The organism is Pseudomonas sp. NPDC089743 (assembly GCF_044748785.1).
Taxonomy (GTDB): Bacteria; Pseudomonadota; Gammaproteobacteria; order Pseudomonadales; family Pseudomonadaceae; genus Aquipseudomonas; species Aquipseudomonas putida_X.
The window spans coordinates 274,308-288,469 of record NZ_JBIVGS010000002.1; the positions used below are offsets into that span (position 1 = coordinate 274,308).

Genomic DNA, 14,162 nt, shown 5'->3' on the forward strand with positions numbered 1-14,162 from the left:
CGAAGTATTTTCCAAATGGCACCTGTTTTGCTAGCACATTTTTATAAATTGCTAGCAATCAGGAGTTCGAACCATGTTCAGCCGTTCCTTGCTACGTCGCTGGCTGCCCTGCGCAGCCTTTTCCCTGGCCTGCTGCACGGGCTGGGTACAGGCTGCAGAGCCGATCAAGGTGGGCCTGGTGGCCGCGTTGTCGGGGCAGTCCGCCAAGTCCGGCGAGGCCCTGACCCGGGGCCTGACCCTGGCCATCGATGAGATCAATGCCCAAGGCGGGCTGCTGGGCCGCCCGGTGGAACTGGTGCGCCGCGATGACGAGAGCAACCCGGCCAAGGGCATGCTGGCGGCGCGCGAGTTGATCCAGCGGGAAAAGGTCAGCGTGCTGTTCGGCGGCCTCGACACCCCGGTGTCGCTGGCCATCGTGCCGTTGGCCAACCAACTGAAAACGCCGTTCATGGGGATCTGGGCGGCAGGCACCAAAATCACCGAGAACGGCGCGAAGGACAACTACGTGTTCCGCGTGTCGGCGGTGGATGAACAGGTGGACGAAGCACTGGTCGCCTATGGCCTGCGCCAGGGCATGAAGCGCCCGGGCCTGATCCTGGCCAATAACCCTTGGGGCGAGTCGAACCTGGCAGGGCTAAACGCCGCTATGGCCCGCCGCGACATGGCCCAGGCGCCGGCCGAGCGCTTTGAGGACAGTGACCTGGACATGGTGCCGCAACTCACCCGCCTGAAAAACGCAGGCGTCGACACCCTGCTGCTGGTGGGCAACGTCGGGCCTTCGGCGCAGGTGGTCAAATCGCTCCAGCAGATGGGCTGGAACGTGCCGGTGGTGTCGCACTGGGGCCCGGCCGGCGGCCGCTTCGGCGAGCTGGCCGGGCCTGACGCCGGGCGCGTGCACTTCATCCAGACGTTTGTCTTCAGCGCCCACAACAGCGCCCGCGGCGATGCCTTGCTGGCCGCTCTCAAGCAGCGTTACCCGCAGGTCAAGACCCTGGCCGACGTGACCCCCGCCGTGGGCATCGCCAACGCCTACGACGCCATGCACCTGGTGGCCCTGGCGATCGACAAGGCCCAGGACACCCAAGGCACGAAGGTGCGTGACGGGTTCTATGCCATCAGCGACTACGAGGGGCTGATCAAACACTACCAGCAGCCGTTCAGTGTTGACCGCCACGACGCCCTGGGCCCTGAGGACTATGTCTTCAGCCGCTTCGATGGCGACACCATCGTGCCCGTGACGCCCTGAGCGGAGGCCCTCGACATGATCACCACCGCACTGGTCAGCGGCCTGGGCCTGGGCAGCATGTATGCGCTGCTGGCGCTGGGCTTTCACCTCACCTATGCCGTGTCGCGCACGGTCAACTTCGCCCAGGGCAGCGCGATGATGGTCGGCGCCGTGCTTGGCTACAGCCTGGCCGTGACCTGGGGCTGGCCGTTGTGGCTGGCACTGCCCACTACCCTGCTGCTGTGCGCGGTGCTGGGCCTGGCCATCGAGCGCTTTCTGGTGCGCCCGTTCCATGCCCGTGGCTCGGACGCCTGGCTGATGGCGACCGTGGCGGGCGGGCTGCTGCTGGACAACCTGGCGATGTTCACCTTCGGCAAGGAGCCACGGCAGTTCGGCAGTGCCCTGACCAGCCTGCGCCTGGACCTGGGCGACAGCAGCCTGAATGCCGTGCAGTTGGCCATTCCGCTGGCCGGTGCGGCGGTGGCGGCCGCGCTTTACTGGGTGCGCCGACGCACACAGCTGGGCCTGCGCCTGGAAGCCTGCGTGCAGAACCCACGGGCAGCCCGGCTGATGGGCATCGACGTGAACCGCGTGGTGGCGGCGGCCTTTGCCCTGTCGACCGTGTTCGCGGCGCTGGCGGGCCTGCTGATCGCACCGCTGTACAGCGTGCACGCCGACATGGGCACGTTGTTCGGCCTGAAGGCGTTCGCCGTGGCCATCCTCGGCGGCATCGCCAGTGCGGGTGGGGTGTTCGCGGCAGGCCTGCTGTTTGGCCTGCTCGAGGCGGTGGTCACGCTGTATTTCGGCTCTGCGTTCACGCAATTGCTGTGCTTTGCACTGGTGATCGTGGTACTCGCGGCACGTCCTGACGGCCTGTTCGGCCGCAAACTCTGGGTAAAGGTATGACCATGCGCGAGCGACTCGCCCCCCTCGGCCTGGCCCTGTTCGGGGTCGCCAGCCTTGGCCTGGCATTGGGCCTGGACAGCTACTGGCTGTTGATCCTGACCTTGTTCGCGCTGGCGGTCACCGTCGGCGTGGGCCTGAACATCCTGATCGGTTTGTCCGGGCAGATGTCCTTCGGGCACATCGCCTTCTATGCCATCGGCGCCTACCTGTCGGCGTTGCTGACACTTGCCGGCCTGCCGCTGTCGGGCGCCCTGCCCCTGGCCGGCCTTGGCTGCGCGCTGTTGGGCGGCTTGCTGGCGATCCCGGCGCTACGGGTCAGCGGGCCCTACCTGGCAATGATCACCATTGCCTTTGCCTTGGTGGTGCACAACGGCCTGATCGAGTGGCGCAGCATCACTGGCGGTGCCAACGGCCTGATGGGCATTCCACTGCCTGAAGTCGGCACGCTGGACCCGGCCCTGCTGCTGGCACTGGCTGCGGTGCTGCTGATGCTGGCGGCGCTGGCCTTCTACTGGAGCCTGCAGCGCAGCGGCTGGGGCCTGGCAATGCGGGCGGTGAAGGCGTCGGAGATCGCCGCCCGCTCATTGGGGGTCAACCCGGTGCAGACGCGGACCTTGGCCTTTGCCCTGTCGGCAGGCCTGGCGGGCGCAGCCGGGGCGCTGGTAGCGCCGGTGCTGATGTTCATCAACCCGGCAGCGTTCCCGTTCTCGCAGTCGATCCTGTTCGTCCTGGCGGTGATCGTCGGTGGCGCCGGCATGCTGTTCGGGCCGGTGCTCGGTGCACTGGTGATCGTGCTGCTGCCTGAACTGCTGGCCGACTTTGCCGAGTACCGGCTGCTGGCGTTCTCGGTTTTGCTGCTGGCGGTACTGTGGGCGGCACCACGCGGCGTGCTGGGTAGCCTCGCCAAGCGGTTTTGGCGGCCGCGGCACGAGCCGGTCACCGTACAGCCGGATGCGGCGGTGCTGCGGGCGTTCTTCACCGGTGGTGCGCGGCATGGGCTGAAGGTCGAGGGCATCGGCATCCGTTTCGGGGGTGTGCAGGCCGCGCAGCACGTCAGCCTGCAGGCGTTGCCAGGCAGCATCACCAGCCTGATCGGGCCCAATGGCGCGGGCAAATCCACGGTGCTCAACCTGATCAGTGGTTTCTACCGCCCCGACACCGGCTCGATACAGCTGGGCGCGGAGCTGGCCGGGCAGCCGGCCTGGCGCATCGCGCGCGCCGGTATCGCCCGTACGTACCAGACCACCCAGCTGTTCGGTGAGCTGAGCGTGCTTGAGAACCTGCTGCTGGCCTTTCAGCAAGGTGCCATCGAACGGCCCTGGCCGTGCCAGCAGGCCACACGCAAGGCCTTGGCCATCGCGTTGCTGGCGTTGGTCGGCTACCGCGGCAACCTGCACGTCGCCGCCGATGACCTGCCCCACGTCGACCGCCGCTTGGTCGAGATCGCCCGGGCCCTGGCCAGCCGCCCGCAGGTGTTGCTGCTCGACGAGCCGGCGGCGGGCCTTGGCCGGCAGGACACCGACCGCCTGGCCACGCTGCTGCAACGCCTGGCCACCTTCAACCTGGCGATCATCCTGGTCGAGCACGACATGCCGCTGGTGATGGCCGTGTCGCACAGGCTACTGGTGCTCGACGCCGGCAAACCGATCGCCTGGGGCACCCCTGAACAGGTGCGCTCGGACCCGCGGGTGATTGCGGCGTACCTGGGGGGCACCGAGTACCAGGCCCAGCCGCGCGCGCAGGCCTGGGCGGGTTCGCGTGATGCCGTGCTGCACGTGCGCGACCTGTGCATCGACTATGGCGCGGCGCCAGTGGTCGAAGCTGTCGACCTGGTGGTCAACCCGGGTGAGCTGATCGCTATCCTGGGCGCCAATGGCGCCGGCAAATCGAGCATCCTGCAGGCCCTTGCCGGCCTGCACCGGCCACGTGGCGGCAGTATCGTGCTGGACAACCGCAGCATCGAAAGCCTCGATGCCAGCCAGATCGCCCGCCGTGGCCTGGCCCTGATCCCTGAAGGCCGGCAGCTGTTCGGCCAGTTGAGCGTGCGCGAGAACCTGCTGCTGGGGGCCAACGTGCGCCAGGATGCCGTCGATGCCGACGGCGAAATCGCCGCGATCCTCACGCGCTTCCCCCGCCTGCGCGAACGCATCCACAGCCCGGCCGGGCTGCTCTCGGGCGGTGAACAGCAAATGGTCGCGATTGGCCGCGCGCTGATGGCCAAGCCACGCATCCTGCTGCTGGACGAGCCGTCCCTGGGCCTCTCCCCGGCGATGATCGGCGAGCTGTACGACGCCCTTGCCGCCCTGCGCGACGAAGGCGTGACGTTACTGCTGGTCGATCAGATGGCTAACCTGGCACTGCAGGTGGCCGACCGCGCCTACGTGCTGGAAACCGGCCGCATCGTCAAACAGGGCAGCGCCGAGCAACTTCGCGGTGACCCACAACTGGAAGCCGCCTACCTGGGCGCAGGAGCCGCCGCATGAGCCATCTGGAACTGATCAATGTGCGCCTGGGCGACGGCCCGGCACTGAGCCGCCTGCTGATTGAAGACGGCCGCTTCGTGGCCCGGCTGAGCCAGCCGGCGCCCAAGCTCGACCTCGGCGGCCGGCTGGTGCTGCCGGGCCTGATCGAAACCCATATCCATCTGGACAAGGCCTGCATCCTTTCGCGCTGCCAGCTGCGCGAAGGCACGCTGGCCGAAGCCATCGCCCAGACCCGCCTGGCCAAAGCCGCGTTCACCGGGGCCGATGTTTACGCCCGCGGCGCGGCTGTGCTGGAGCAAGCCATCGTACAAGGCACCACGCACATGCGTACCCATGTCGAGATCGACCCGGGTATCGGCCTGACCGGCCTGCGCGCCATCCGCAGGCTACAGGCGGATTACGCCTGGGCCGTGACCCTGGAGATCTGCGTGTTCCCGCAGGAAGGCATGCTCGACAACCCCGGGACCGAAGCGCTGTTGTGCCAGGCCCTGGACGAAGGCGCTGAAGTGCTGGGCGGCTGCCCTTACACCGACGCCGACCCTAAAGCGCAGATCCGCCGGCTGTTCGAACTGGCGGTGGCCTACGATCGCGACCTGGACCTGCACCTGGACTTCGACCTGCAAATCGCCGGCATGACCTTGGGCGAGGTGATCCGCTGCACCCACCAGCATGGCTGGCAAGGCCGGGTCACCGTCGGCCATGTGACCAAGCTCTCGGCGCTGCCGCAGGCCGAACTGCTGCGCATGGGCGAGGCGTTGGCCGAAGCCGGTGTGCACGTCACCTGCCTGCCGGCCACCGACCTGTTTCTCACCGGCCGTGACCGCTTCCATGACAAGCCCAGGGGGCTGGCACCGCTGGCACAACTGCATCAGTGCGGGGTGACCTGTTCGTTGTCCAGCAACAACATCGGTAACCCTTTCACGCCCTATGGCGATGCCTCCCTGGTGCGTCAGGCCAACCTGTACGCCAACGTCGCCCAACTGGGCACGCCGGAGGAACTGCTGCTGTGCCTGGGCTGGATCTCACGGCAGTCGGCGCGCCTGCTGCGCCTTGCCGACTATGGCCTGGAACCGGGTTGCCAAGCCGACTTCGTGGTGTTCGACGCGCCCTCGCCGGCCGAGGTGATCGGCCGTATCGCCGCGCCGCTGATGGGGTTCAAACAGGGCCGGCAGACTTTCAGCCGGCCACCGGCCGAGCTGTTCCCAGCACCGCTCACAGCCCTGACAGTGCCTGGCGCAGGTTGACCTCAGGCGCAGCCACATCCTCGAGGGCCAACTGGCCTTCGAGTTCGTCCAGGTGCGCGATCATTTCGTCCACGGCCGCCTGGGTATCGCCAGCGCGCAAGGCATCGATGATGGCCTGGTGCTCGTCCGAGGCACAGGGCGGGCTGTCACCGCGCTGATACAGGGCGACGATCAGCGAACTGCGCACCATCAGGTTGCCGAGGATGTCGGCCAGCACCTGGTTACCGCTCACCTCACCCAACAACAGGTGAAACTCACTGAGTTCGCGAACGATGGCGCGGCGATCGGTGCTGGCAGTGGCTGCACGCTCGTCGTGCATGTGCTGTTCGATACGCACCTGATGCTCGACGACATGCGCCGGGGTGATGGCCTCGACGATCGCCCGCTCCACGGCGCGGCGTGCGGCGAAGATTTCCCGTGCTTCGCGGGCACTTGGCTGGGCCACGGTGGCGCCGCGGTTGGGCTCGATGTCGACGATGCGTTGCATGGCCAGGCGTTGCAGCGCAGCCTGCACGTGGTTGCGGTTGGCTTGCAGGGTCTCGACGATGTGCGCCTCGACCAGGCGCACGCCGGGGCGCAGGCGATGCTGGGCAATGGCCTTGGCGAGCATCTCGGCGATGCGCTGGACTTCTTGTTGCTTGCTGCTGACCGTCTTGCCTTTCATCGCGACCTCGAAACCCTCAAACGCTTTGGGCCGGCATTATCCGCCGGGCCACGCATTGCGGCAATCGGCGTGGTTCAGTCCTGCTGGCCAAGGGCGCTGCCCTGGCTGCGCGGGTCATAGGCAGCGGTGCGCTGGCCGTCCAGGCCGATGGCAATCACGCCGGCCAGGCCCATCAACGGGCTCAGCGCAGGCGTGGTCTCGACCTGGTGGCCACGGTCGACCAGCCCCTGCACCACCGTTGCGCCGATATCGGCCTCCAGCTTGAGGTTGTCGGTGCTGTCGAAGAAGCTGCGCCCAAGCAGAAAGCGCGGTGCACGCAACGCCGCCTCGGCAGGCTGCTGGTAGTCGATCAACTGGGTGGCAAGCACCATCTGCGTCTGGGGCTGGCCGTCGCCCCCTTGGGTGCCGAAAAACCAGCGGCGCCCATCATCGGCCAGGTAGGCCGACGGGTTGAGTGTATGTGCCGGCCGCTTGCCGGGCGCCCAGGCGTTGCAGTGCCCCGGCTGCGGGCTGAAACCTGCCGCACGGTTGTGCCAAAGGATGCCGGTATCGCCCAGGATGCACCCGGAGCCGAAGTCATGGAACAGGCTTTGGATCAGGCAGGCACTGCGCCCGGCGCGGTCGGTGGCGGCCATCCATACCGTGTCGGCCGGTTGCCCGGGCTCTCCCCAGGGCGTCGCACGTTGCTCGTTGAGGGTTGCGGGAGGCAGAGCAAGCGCGTGCTCGAAGTCCCAACCCGTGGCGCGTGGGTCATGGAGTTGAGTGTTGCGCTGCAGCAGGCCCTGCTTGATGGCTTCGACCAGCAGGTGGTAATAGCCCGGCGTGCCGTTCTCGCCCAGGTTCACGGCCTGCAGCGCAGCCATGGCACGCAGCGTGTACAGGCCTTGGCTGGGAGGCGCGACATTGTACAGCCGACCGTTGCGATAACGTACGCAGAGCGGCGCCGCCAGGTCTGCGCGGGTGGCGCGCAGGTCTGCGACGGTCAGGCCGCAACCCAGCGCGTCGAACGCCACACCGAAGGCCTCCGCCAGTTCCCCGTGGTAGAAGTCGCTTGGGCCACGCCGCGCCAGGTGCTCCAGGCTGTTGGCCAGCGCGGGTTGGCGCAAACGGCCACCTTGCGGCGTACACAATGCCTGCAGGCTGGGCAGTGTCTGGATGAGGCTGGCGCGCTGCCCTTGCCAGAACAGTTGCGAGGCGGATACCTCTACCCCGTCCCGTGCCAGCCCGGCGGCGCCTGTCAGCAGGTCGGCCCAGCCCAGCCGCGACCCCCACTGCTCGCTGATGGCCTTGGCCTGCGCCCAACTGGCCATGGCCCCGGCCGTGGTCGCGACCGAGGCAGGCCCACGCAGGCCGATCGCGCCCGCCGCAGGCAAGCGCCTGCCGGCCTGGCCGATCCCGATGATGGTGCGTACCTGGTCATCGTGGAGCAACCACAGTGCATCACCGCCCAGGCCCGTCATGTGTGGGTACACCGCTGCCAGCACGGCACTGGCGGTGAGCATGGCATCGATTGCGCTCCCCCCGCCGTCGAGCACCTCCAGGCCCGCAGCGCTGGCCAAGGGGTGCGGGGTGCACAGCACGCCACCGCGGGAATGGGCGACCAGGGACTCGTTCATTGCTAGCTCCTTTATGGATATTGCTAGCAATCAGCAAGGATCGTTCCCAATCGCGTAAACCGCTTTGAACTAATCCACCCGCCCCGCTCCCTAACCTTGTGCGTTCCCATTGCCACTCACTAGGAAGGTTTGATCACTATGAAAAGCGAACAAGTTGAAGGTGTTGCACAGAAAGTCGCAGGCAAGGCGCAGAGCGCGGTGGGTCGGCTTTTCGAGGACCCGGCCCTGGAGGCAGAGGGCGATGGCCGCCAGGTCGCTGGCCAGCTGACCAAAACCTACGGTGACGCACTGAACAACGTCTCTGCCTTCGTAAAAGAGAAGCCCATCACCGCACTGGCAATCGGCGCCGCCCTCACCCTGGTGGTGAGCCGCCTGCTGCGTCGCTGATAAGCAAAAGGTCGGTCCGAGGGCTTCAAAGACCATGAAGCCCTTTGGCGTCCAGCAGAGGCCTCGGCGAAGCAATAACGCCTACCTCCGATCGCCCACTGGCGATAGCCCAGCCCCCTCCCCGGAACCTGTGCCTGGACCAATCAATGCGTGAACAGGCGTCGCTCACGCGCCCAGACAATGGCCTCACTGCGGCTGTGAACATCGAGCTTGGAGTACACCGTTGCCACATGGTTGCGCACGGTATTGAGGGCCAGGTTCAACCGCGTGGCGATTTCCTTGTCGGCAAGGCCTTCGCAGATCAGCGCCAGCACATCGCGCTCGCGGCGGGTCAGGTCGGTCAATGAGGCGTCAGGCAAGCGGCCGGTGTTCAGGCGCTTGGCATTGGCCAGCTTCTCGATCAAGGTCTGGCTGAACCACGACGCATCCTGCATCACCGTTTCTATCGCCTCGACCAACTCCAGCTCGGAACGCTTGCGCTCGGTGATGTCCATCAGCACCAACAGGTAACACGGGGTGTCCTGCAAGCTCACAGTGTCCGCCTGCAGCACACAGTCGAGACGGTCACTGCCTTTTTTTCGCTGGTTTTTCTCCTTCGACAGACATCCGTGAAACGTGGGTTGGGTGAAACGTACCTGCAGCGTAGGCGTTGCGACTCACACCGTGGCAACGCGCGTTTTGCGTGACGACAGCGTGAAGCGGCCTACGCCAAAACTCAAGGCGGCACCGATCAGCAGGGTTACCAAGGTGCCCCAGGCGGCTTTCGAGACGTTGCTGGCGGCGACCTGGGCAGCCTCGCGAGCCTGTTGCTCGGCCTGCTCTTTAAGCACCTTCACCTGCTCGGCAGCCTGTTCATAGGCACGGGCGTAGTTATCGACCACCTGCTGGGCCTCCTGCTGGCTCTTGCCGGTGCGCGCAGCGACGATGTTGACCAATGCTTGCTTGTCTGCCGCGCTCAGGGCAGGTTCACCGGCCTTGCGCACGCGCTCGAACCATGCTTTGAGCTGGTCGATGGCCTGGGTCGGGTTCTCGGCTGCGATGCGTCCTGCCGACTCTCCCTGAGCCTGCGCCTGCTCGGCCTTCTGCTCCAGGGTCGAGGGGGCCAGCTCAGCCTTGCCAGACTGCGCCAAGGTCTTGTTCAACTCGGCTTCCAGGTTGTCCCAGTCCAGCGAGATGCCATTCTGTGAGCAGCACTTCGGACAAAGTAAAAGGCTTGGCCAACGAAGCCATCGGCAAGGTCAAGCAAGCCGTAGGCAAGGCCACTGGCAACACGGAACTGGAGGTCAAAGGCAAGGTGCAGGAGAAAAAAGGCGAAGCGCAGCAGGTAGTCGGTGACGTCAAGGACGCCGTCAGCAAGGATTGACCCTTGCGCATGAGCCATAACAAACGGCTGCCTGAGGGCGGCCGTTTGCCGTTTCTGGGGGGGGTACGGTTCTCGGCTTGCGGCCCGGCCATGCCACACACCGCATTCGGCAGGGATCGACCGGCCAGATACTGGCCGGGCAAGTATCCTCGGTGGCTTGCCTGCCTGTATAACGATCAGGATGCACTCTCGCCCAAGGAGCAATGATGAACCGCTTCAACCCGGACAAATTGAAACTCTCGAAATGGACAGCGCGACACCCCACGAACCGTGAAAAACACTTCCTGGTGACCGACCTGGAACGGGATGAAGAGGGGCATGTACTGCGTGTGGAACTGGAAGCGGTGCACAGCAAGCGCAGCCAGTGGCTGGACTGGCAGGTGCTGCGTGACCCTGAGGTATGGCTGATGGGCTGGCAGTGAAAACGGCAAGAGCTGCCGCCCTCGTACCCACCCCTCGCTGCCCGGTCAGCCAAACACCGGTTTGAGCAGCGCCTGTGCCTCATACAGCGGTGGCAGGTAACGCAGGCGGATCTCATCCATGCTCAGCCGCGATGCATGGGTAGTGATGGTCAGCGTCGCCTTCAACTGCCCCGCCCGGTCCAATAACGGCACGCCGATTACGCGCATGCCGACTTCGAACTCTTGATCGACGATGCAGTAGCCCTGCTCGCGCACCTGCTGCAACGTCGCGTCCAGCAGCGCCCTGTCGGTCTGGGTGTAGGGCGTCAGCGGGTGTAGCGGATTGCGGGCGAAATAATCATCGCGCTGCGCCTGGCCCAGTGCCGCCAGCCAGACTCGCCCGCCGGCGGTGCAATACATCGGCACCCGCGAGCCGGGCCGTATCGACAGCGAGGCGATGTGGCTGTAGCGGCTACGCACCAGGTGGATGATTTCGTCGTCGTCGCGTGTCCCCACCGAGACATGTTCCTGGGTCTGCCGGGCCACTTGCTCGACGACCGGGCGCAGCATGCGTGGCAACTGCGCCGAGTCCACATAGGCCTGGCCGATACGCAGGGCCTTGGGGGTCAGCCAGTAGTGGCGGTTGTCGGTTTCGGCGAAGCCTTCATGCACCAGGGTCAGCAGAAAACGCCGCGCCGCACTGGGCGTAAGGCCCGCTTGCCTGGCGGCCTGGGGCACCGTGAGGCGCGGCTGCTCGGCGTTGAACAGCTGCATGAGCGCCAGGCCTTTCTGTAAACCGGCAATCAGGTCGCGGGGGTGAATCAGGGGTTTGTCCATGTCTTGCACCCTCGAGTGGGGAATCGTGGCCGCCAGGCAAGCCGAATTGTGCAGTTGCCGCGATAATCGCGTCATGAGTGCGATTATCGCATCAAACCCCTGGCAAGCGTATTGTGACAACGCCGCCACCGCCTCACCCTGACTTCCACAACAACACCCATAACGGAAGTCACCATGATCAAAGGTTCGACAGCGCTGGTCGCCATCGTCGGCACGCCCATCGCCCAGGTGAAATCGCCTGAAAACTTCAATACCTGGTTCAGCAACAATGGCCATGACCTGGCCATGCTGCCCATCGACTTGCAGCATGCCGCGCTGGACGCCTTTATCGACACCTTGCGCGGCTGGCGCAACCTGCGCGGTTGCGTGGTGACCGTCCCTTACAAGCAGGCATTCGCCACCCGCCTGGACGGCCTGAGCGCACGCGCAGCAGCCCTGGGCTCGGTGAACGTGGTACGGCGTGAAAACGACGGCCGCCTGTATGGTGACAACGTGGACGGCGCGGGCTTTCTGGGCGCAGCACGCAAGCACGGCTTCGCCCCTGCGGGCAAGCGAGTGCTGATCGTCGGTTGCGGTGGCGTCGGCAGTGCCATCGCCTACGCACTGGGTGAGGCCGGGGTTGCCCACGTCACCCTCGCCGACCCCGAAACGCCTCGCGCCACAGCGCTTGCCGGCCTGCTGGGCAAGGCCTTCCCTGGCGTCGGCACCACCACCGCATACAGCACGCTGGACGCCTTCGACCTGGTGGTCAACGCCTCGCCCGTGGGCATGGGCGGCACGGGCGAACTGCCGCTGCCCGCTGCATTGCTGGGCACGCTCAAAAGCACCACGCTGGTAGCCGACGTTGTCACTTCGCCCGAAATCACCCCGCTGCTGCAACACGCGCGTGAACGCGGCTGCGCGGTGCAGACGGGCGCGCAAATGGCCTTTGCGCAACTTGGCCACCTGGGCGCCTTCATGGGCGTAACGCCACTGGAGATCTGAGGCCATGCCCCCTATCGAAAACGCGCAAGCGGTGTACGACCTGGTGGTGCTTGGCAGCGGCGCCGGTGGCCTGGCTGCCGCCGCCACGGCAGCGCGCCTGGGCCTGAAGGTGCTGGTGGTGGAAAAGGCCGAACACTTTGGCGGTACCTCGGCGATCTCCGGGGGTGCTGCGTGGTTGTATGGCTCGGATCAGGCGCGCATCGCCGGTGCGCAGGACTCACCCGAGGCCGTCAGGACCTACCTGAAAAGCATCATCGGTGCCGGCTACAACGGCGAACTGGTGGATGCCTTCATCGCGCGCGGGCACCAGGCGCTGCGCTGGCTGGAACACAACACCGAGTTGCGCTACGCCCTGCGCCCGCACTCGCCGGACTATTACCCGGACGCACCCGGCGCCACCGCGTTCGGCCGTGCGCTGGAAATGGTCGAGTACGACGGCCGCCGGCTCGGCCCACGCTTCAAGGACCTGAAAATGCCACCGCCGGGCATGCTGTTGTTCGGCGCGATGATGGTCAACCGCGAGGACATTCAGCACTTTTTGAGCCTGCGCCGCTCCCCGCGGTCACTGTGGCATTGCCTGAAACTGATGGCGCGCTACGCACTGGACCGGGTTCACCATCACCGTGGCACGCGCCTGACCACGGGGAACGCACTGGTGGCGCGCCTGGCCAGCACCGCCTTCGCCCACGGCGCACAGCTGTGGTTGCGCAGCGAAGCGCAGGCACTGATCGTCGAACACGGCACGGTCACCGGCGTGGTGCTGCAGCATGAGGGGCGCCGCACGCAAGTCCATGCCCGCGGTGGGGTGGTCTGCGCCATGGGCGGGTTTGCTGCGGGTGCACTGGCGGCGGCCCACCGCCCGGCCCCTGACGCGCCGCACCTGACCATGTCCCCCGCTGGCAACGACGGTGCTGCGCTGCGCCTTGCCCAGGCGGTGGATGCCGCCCAGGGCGAGGGCCTGGCGGCCAATTTCTTCTGGGCACCGGTTTCCGAGCGGCGCCATGCCAGTGGTGAGCGCGAGCGCTTCCCGCACCTGGTCACCGACCGCGCCAAGCCCGGCGTCATTGCGCTCGACCCGGCCGGGCGGCGCTTCGTCAACGAATCCAACTCCTATCACCACTTCGTACAGGCCATGTTCGCCAATGGCATCAGCAGCTGCTGGCTGGTCTGTGACGCCGAGGCCATGAACCGCTACGGCCTGGGCCTGGCACGGCCCAAACCGGTGGACAACACGGCCCTGATCGAAGTCGGCTACCTGCACCGCGCAGGTTCAGTGCAAGGGCTGGCCGAGGCCATCGGCGTGCCCGCGCAGGTGCTGCAGGAAACCCTGGAGCGCTTCAACGCCGACGCCCGCAGCGGCATCGACCGGCAATTCGACAAGGGCGGCAACAGCTACAACCGTTACATGGGCGACCCGCAACACAAGCCCAACCCATGCCTGGCGCCACTGGCCAAGGCCCCGTTCTACGCCATCCGCCTGCACACCGGCGACCTTGGCTCGGCGCGCGGCCTGGTGACCGATGCCAACGCCAATGTACTCAACCGCGCCGGTGCGCCGATCGTTGGCTTGTATGCCGTCGGCAACGACATGAACTCATTGATGAATGGCACCTATCCCGGCCCCGGGATCACGCTGGGCCCTGCCCTCACCTTCGGCTGGATCGCTGCCAGCCATATCGCTGAACGCCTGCAAGCTCACAGCCCTGACACGGAGACGCTTCCATGTACTACGAAATGAGAACCTACACCCTCGACCCACTGAAAATGGCTGACTGGCTGGCCCTCTACCAAAGCCACGCCCTGGCGGTGCAACGCGAACACCTGGGCAACCTGGTCGGTTTCTTCACCAGCGAATTCGGTGAGGTGAACCAGGTGGTGCACATCTGGGGTTATGCCAGCCTGGACGAGCGCAGCGAACGGCGCGCGGCGATGGCAGCGGACCCACGCTGGGCCCAGTTCTCGCGGCTCAACCGTGAACTGGGCGCTGTACTGCGGCTGCAATCACGCCTGCTGCGGCCTACCGGCTTCTCGCCGCTGCAGTGAAAACCGAAC

13 protein-coding genes and 2 pseudogenes are annotated in these 14,162 nt (G+C 66.1%); 10 read left to right on the top strand and 5 right to left on the bottom strand.

The genetic code is table 11. The features are described from left to right. Positions 1–73 precede the first annotated feature (73 nt). The 4 genes from ACIPZC_RS04700 to ACIPZC_RS04715 are packed head-to-tail and all read left to right on the top strand — an operon-like array spanning position 74 to position 5,858. Complete coding sequence (locus tag ACIPZC_RS04700) at positions 74–1,246, top strand: ABC transporter substrate-binding protein (protein WP_349974312.1); 1,173 nt, start codon at positions 74–76, stop codon at positions 1,244–1,246. Positions 1,247–1,261: 15 nt separating this feature from the next. Beyond that, entirely contained in the window at positions 1,262–2,131 is an 870-nt protein-coding gene (locus ACIPZC_RS04705) for a branched-chain amino acid ABC transporter permease (protein WP_400625179.1), read from the top strand. Further along, complete coding sequence (locus ACIPZC_RS04710; RefSeq protein WP_400625181.1) at positions 2,128–4,614, top strand: ATP-binding cassette domain-containing protein; 2,487 nt, start codon at positions 2,128–2,130, stop codon at positions 4,612–4,614. Before ACIPZC_RS04705 ends, ACIPZC_RS04710 begins: the two co-directional genes overlap by 4 nt. Then, complete coding sequence (locus tag ACIPZC_RS04715) at positions 4,611–5,858, top strand: amidohydrolase family protein (protein ID WP_400625183.1); 1,248 nt, start codon at positions 4,611–4,613, stop codon at positions 5,856–5,858. Before ACIPZC_RS04710 ends, ACIPZC_RS04715 begins: the two co-directional genes overlap by 4 nt. Here ACIPZC_RS04715 and ACIPZC_RS04720 read toward each other — a convergent pair. Together ACIPZC_RS04720 and ACIPZC_RS04725 are read right to left on the bottom strand one after the other, a co-directional pair. After that, the gene (locus tag ACIPZC_RS04720) at positions 5,827–6,522 is read right to left on the bottom strand and encodes a GntR family transcriptional regulator (RefSeq protein ID WP_400625185.1); all 696 of its coding nucleotides are present in this window, start codon (positions 6,520–6,522) and stop codon (positions 5,827–5,829) included. The genes ACIPZC_RS04715 and ACIPZC_RS04720 overlap by 32 nt on opposite strands. Before the next feature lie 74 nt (positions 6,523–6,596). Further along, on the bottom strand, positions 6,597–8,138 hold the full coding sequence (locus tag ACIPZC_RS04725) for a gamma-glutamyltransferase family protein (RefSeq protein WP_400625187.1): 1,542 nt from the start codon (positions 8,136–8,138) through the stop codon (positions 6,597–6,599). A gap of 138 nt (positions 8,139–8,276) precedes the next feature. On the opposite strand from ACIPZC_RS04725, the gene ACIPZC_RS04730 reads away from it, so the two are divergent. Further along, the gene (locus ACIPZC_RS04730; RefSeq protein WP_241805901.1) at positions 8,277–8,525 is read left to right on the top strand and encodes a CsbD family protein; all 249 of its coding nucleotides are present in this window, start codon (positions 8,277–8,279) and stop codon (positions 8,523–8,525) included. Positions 8,526–8,668: 143 nt separating this feature from the next. On the opposite strand, the pseudogene ACIPZC_RS04735 reads toward ACIPZC_RS04730, so the two are convergent. Together ACIPZC_RS04735 and ACIPZC_RS04740 are read right to left on the bottom strand one after the other, a co-directional pair. Then, positions 8,669–9,106 (bottom strand): annotated as a pseudogene (locus ACIPZC_RS04735) (response regulator transcription factor); the annotation flags it as partial. A gap of 75 nt (positions 9,107–9,181) precedes the next feature. After that, positions 9,182–9,712: pseudogene (locus tag ACIPZC_RS04740) on the bottom strand (hypothetical protein); the annotation flags it as partial. On the opposite strand from ACIPZC_RS04740, the gene ACIPZC_RS04745 reads away from it, so the two are divergent. Then, on the top strand, positions 9,709–9,888 hold the full coding sequence (locus ACIPZC_RS04745; protein WP_241805904.1) for a CsbD family protein: 180 nt from the start codon (positions 9,709–9,711) through the stop codon (positions 9,886–9,888). The pseudogene ACIPZC_RS04740 and the gene ACIPZC_RS04745 overlap by 4 nt on opposite strands. A 206-nt stretch (positions 9,889–10,094) precedes the next feature. Continuing rightward, positions 10,095–10,310 carry a TIGR02450 family Trp-rich protein gene (locus ACIPZC_RS04750; RefSeq protein WP_241805905.1) on the top strand — a complete coding sequence of 72 codons (216 nt, stop codon included), beginning with the start codon at positions 10,095–10,097 and terminating at the stop codon, positions 10,308–10,310. A 45-nt stretch (positions 10,311–10,355) separates the two neighbouring features. On the opposite strand, the gene ACIPZC_RS04755 is transcribed toward ACIPZC_RS04750, so the two are convergent. Next, complete coding sequence (locus ACIPZC_RS04755; RefSeq protein ID WP_400625190.1) at positions 10,356–11,126, bottom strand: IclR family transcriptional regulator C-terminal domain-containing protein; 771 nt, start codon at positions 11,124–11,126, stop codon at positions 10,356–10,358. A 174-nt stretch (positions 11,127–11,300) separates the two neighbouring features. Here ACIPZC_RS04755 and ACIPZC_RS04760 point away from each other — a divergent pair, with 174 nt between their 5' ends. From ACIPZC_RS04760 to ACIPZC_RS04770, 3 genes are read left to right on the top strand one after another with little or no spacing between them, the layout of a single operon-like run. After that, positions 11,301–12,110 carry a shikimate dehydrogenase gene (locus ACIPZC_RS04760; RefSeq protein WP_241805907.1) on the top strand — a complete coding sequence of 270 codons (810 nt, stop codon included), beginning with the start codon at positions 11,301–11,303 and terminating at the stop codon, positions 12,108–12,110. Between the two features lie 4 nt (positions 12,111–12,114). Next, positions 12,115–13,848: an FAD-dependent oxidoreductase gene (locus ACIPZC_RS04765; RefSeq protein ID WP_400625192.1), complete on the top strand. Its 1,734-nt coding sequence runs from the start codon at positions 12,115–12,117 to the stop codon at positions 13,846–13,848. Further along, on the top strand, positions 13,833–14,153 hold the full coding sequence (locus ACIPZC_RS04770) for an NIPSNAP family protein (protein WP_267823067.1): 321 nt from the start codon (positions 13,833–13,835) through the stop codon (positions 14,151–14,153). Before ACIPZC_RS04765 ends, ACIPZC_RS04770 begins: the two co-directional genes overlap by 16 nt. Positions 14,154–14,162: the final 9 nt, after the last annotated feature.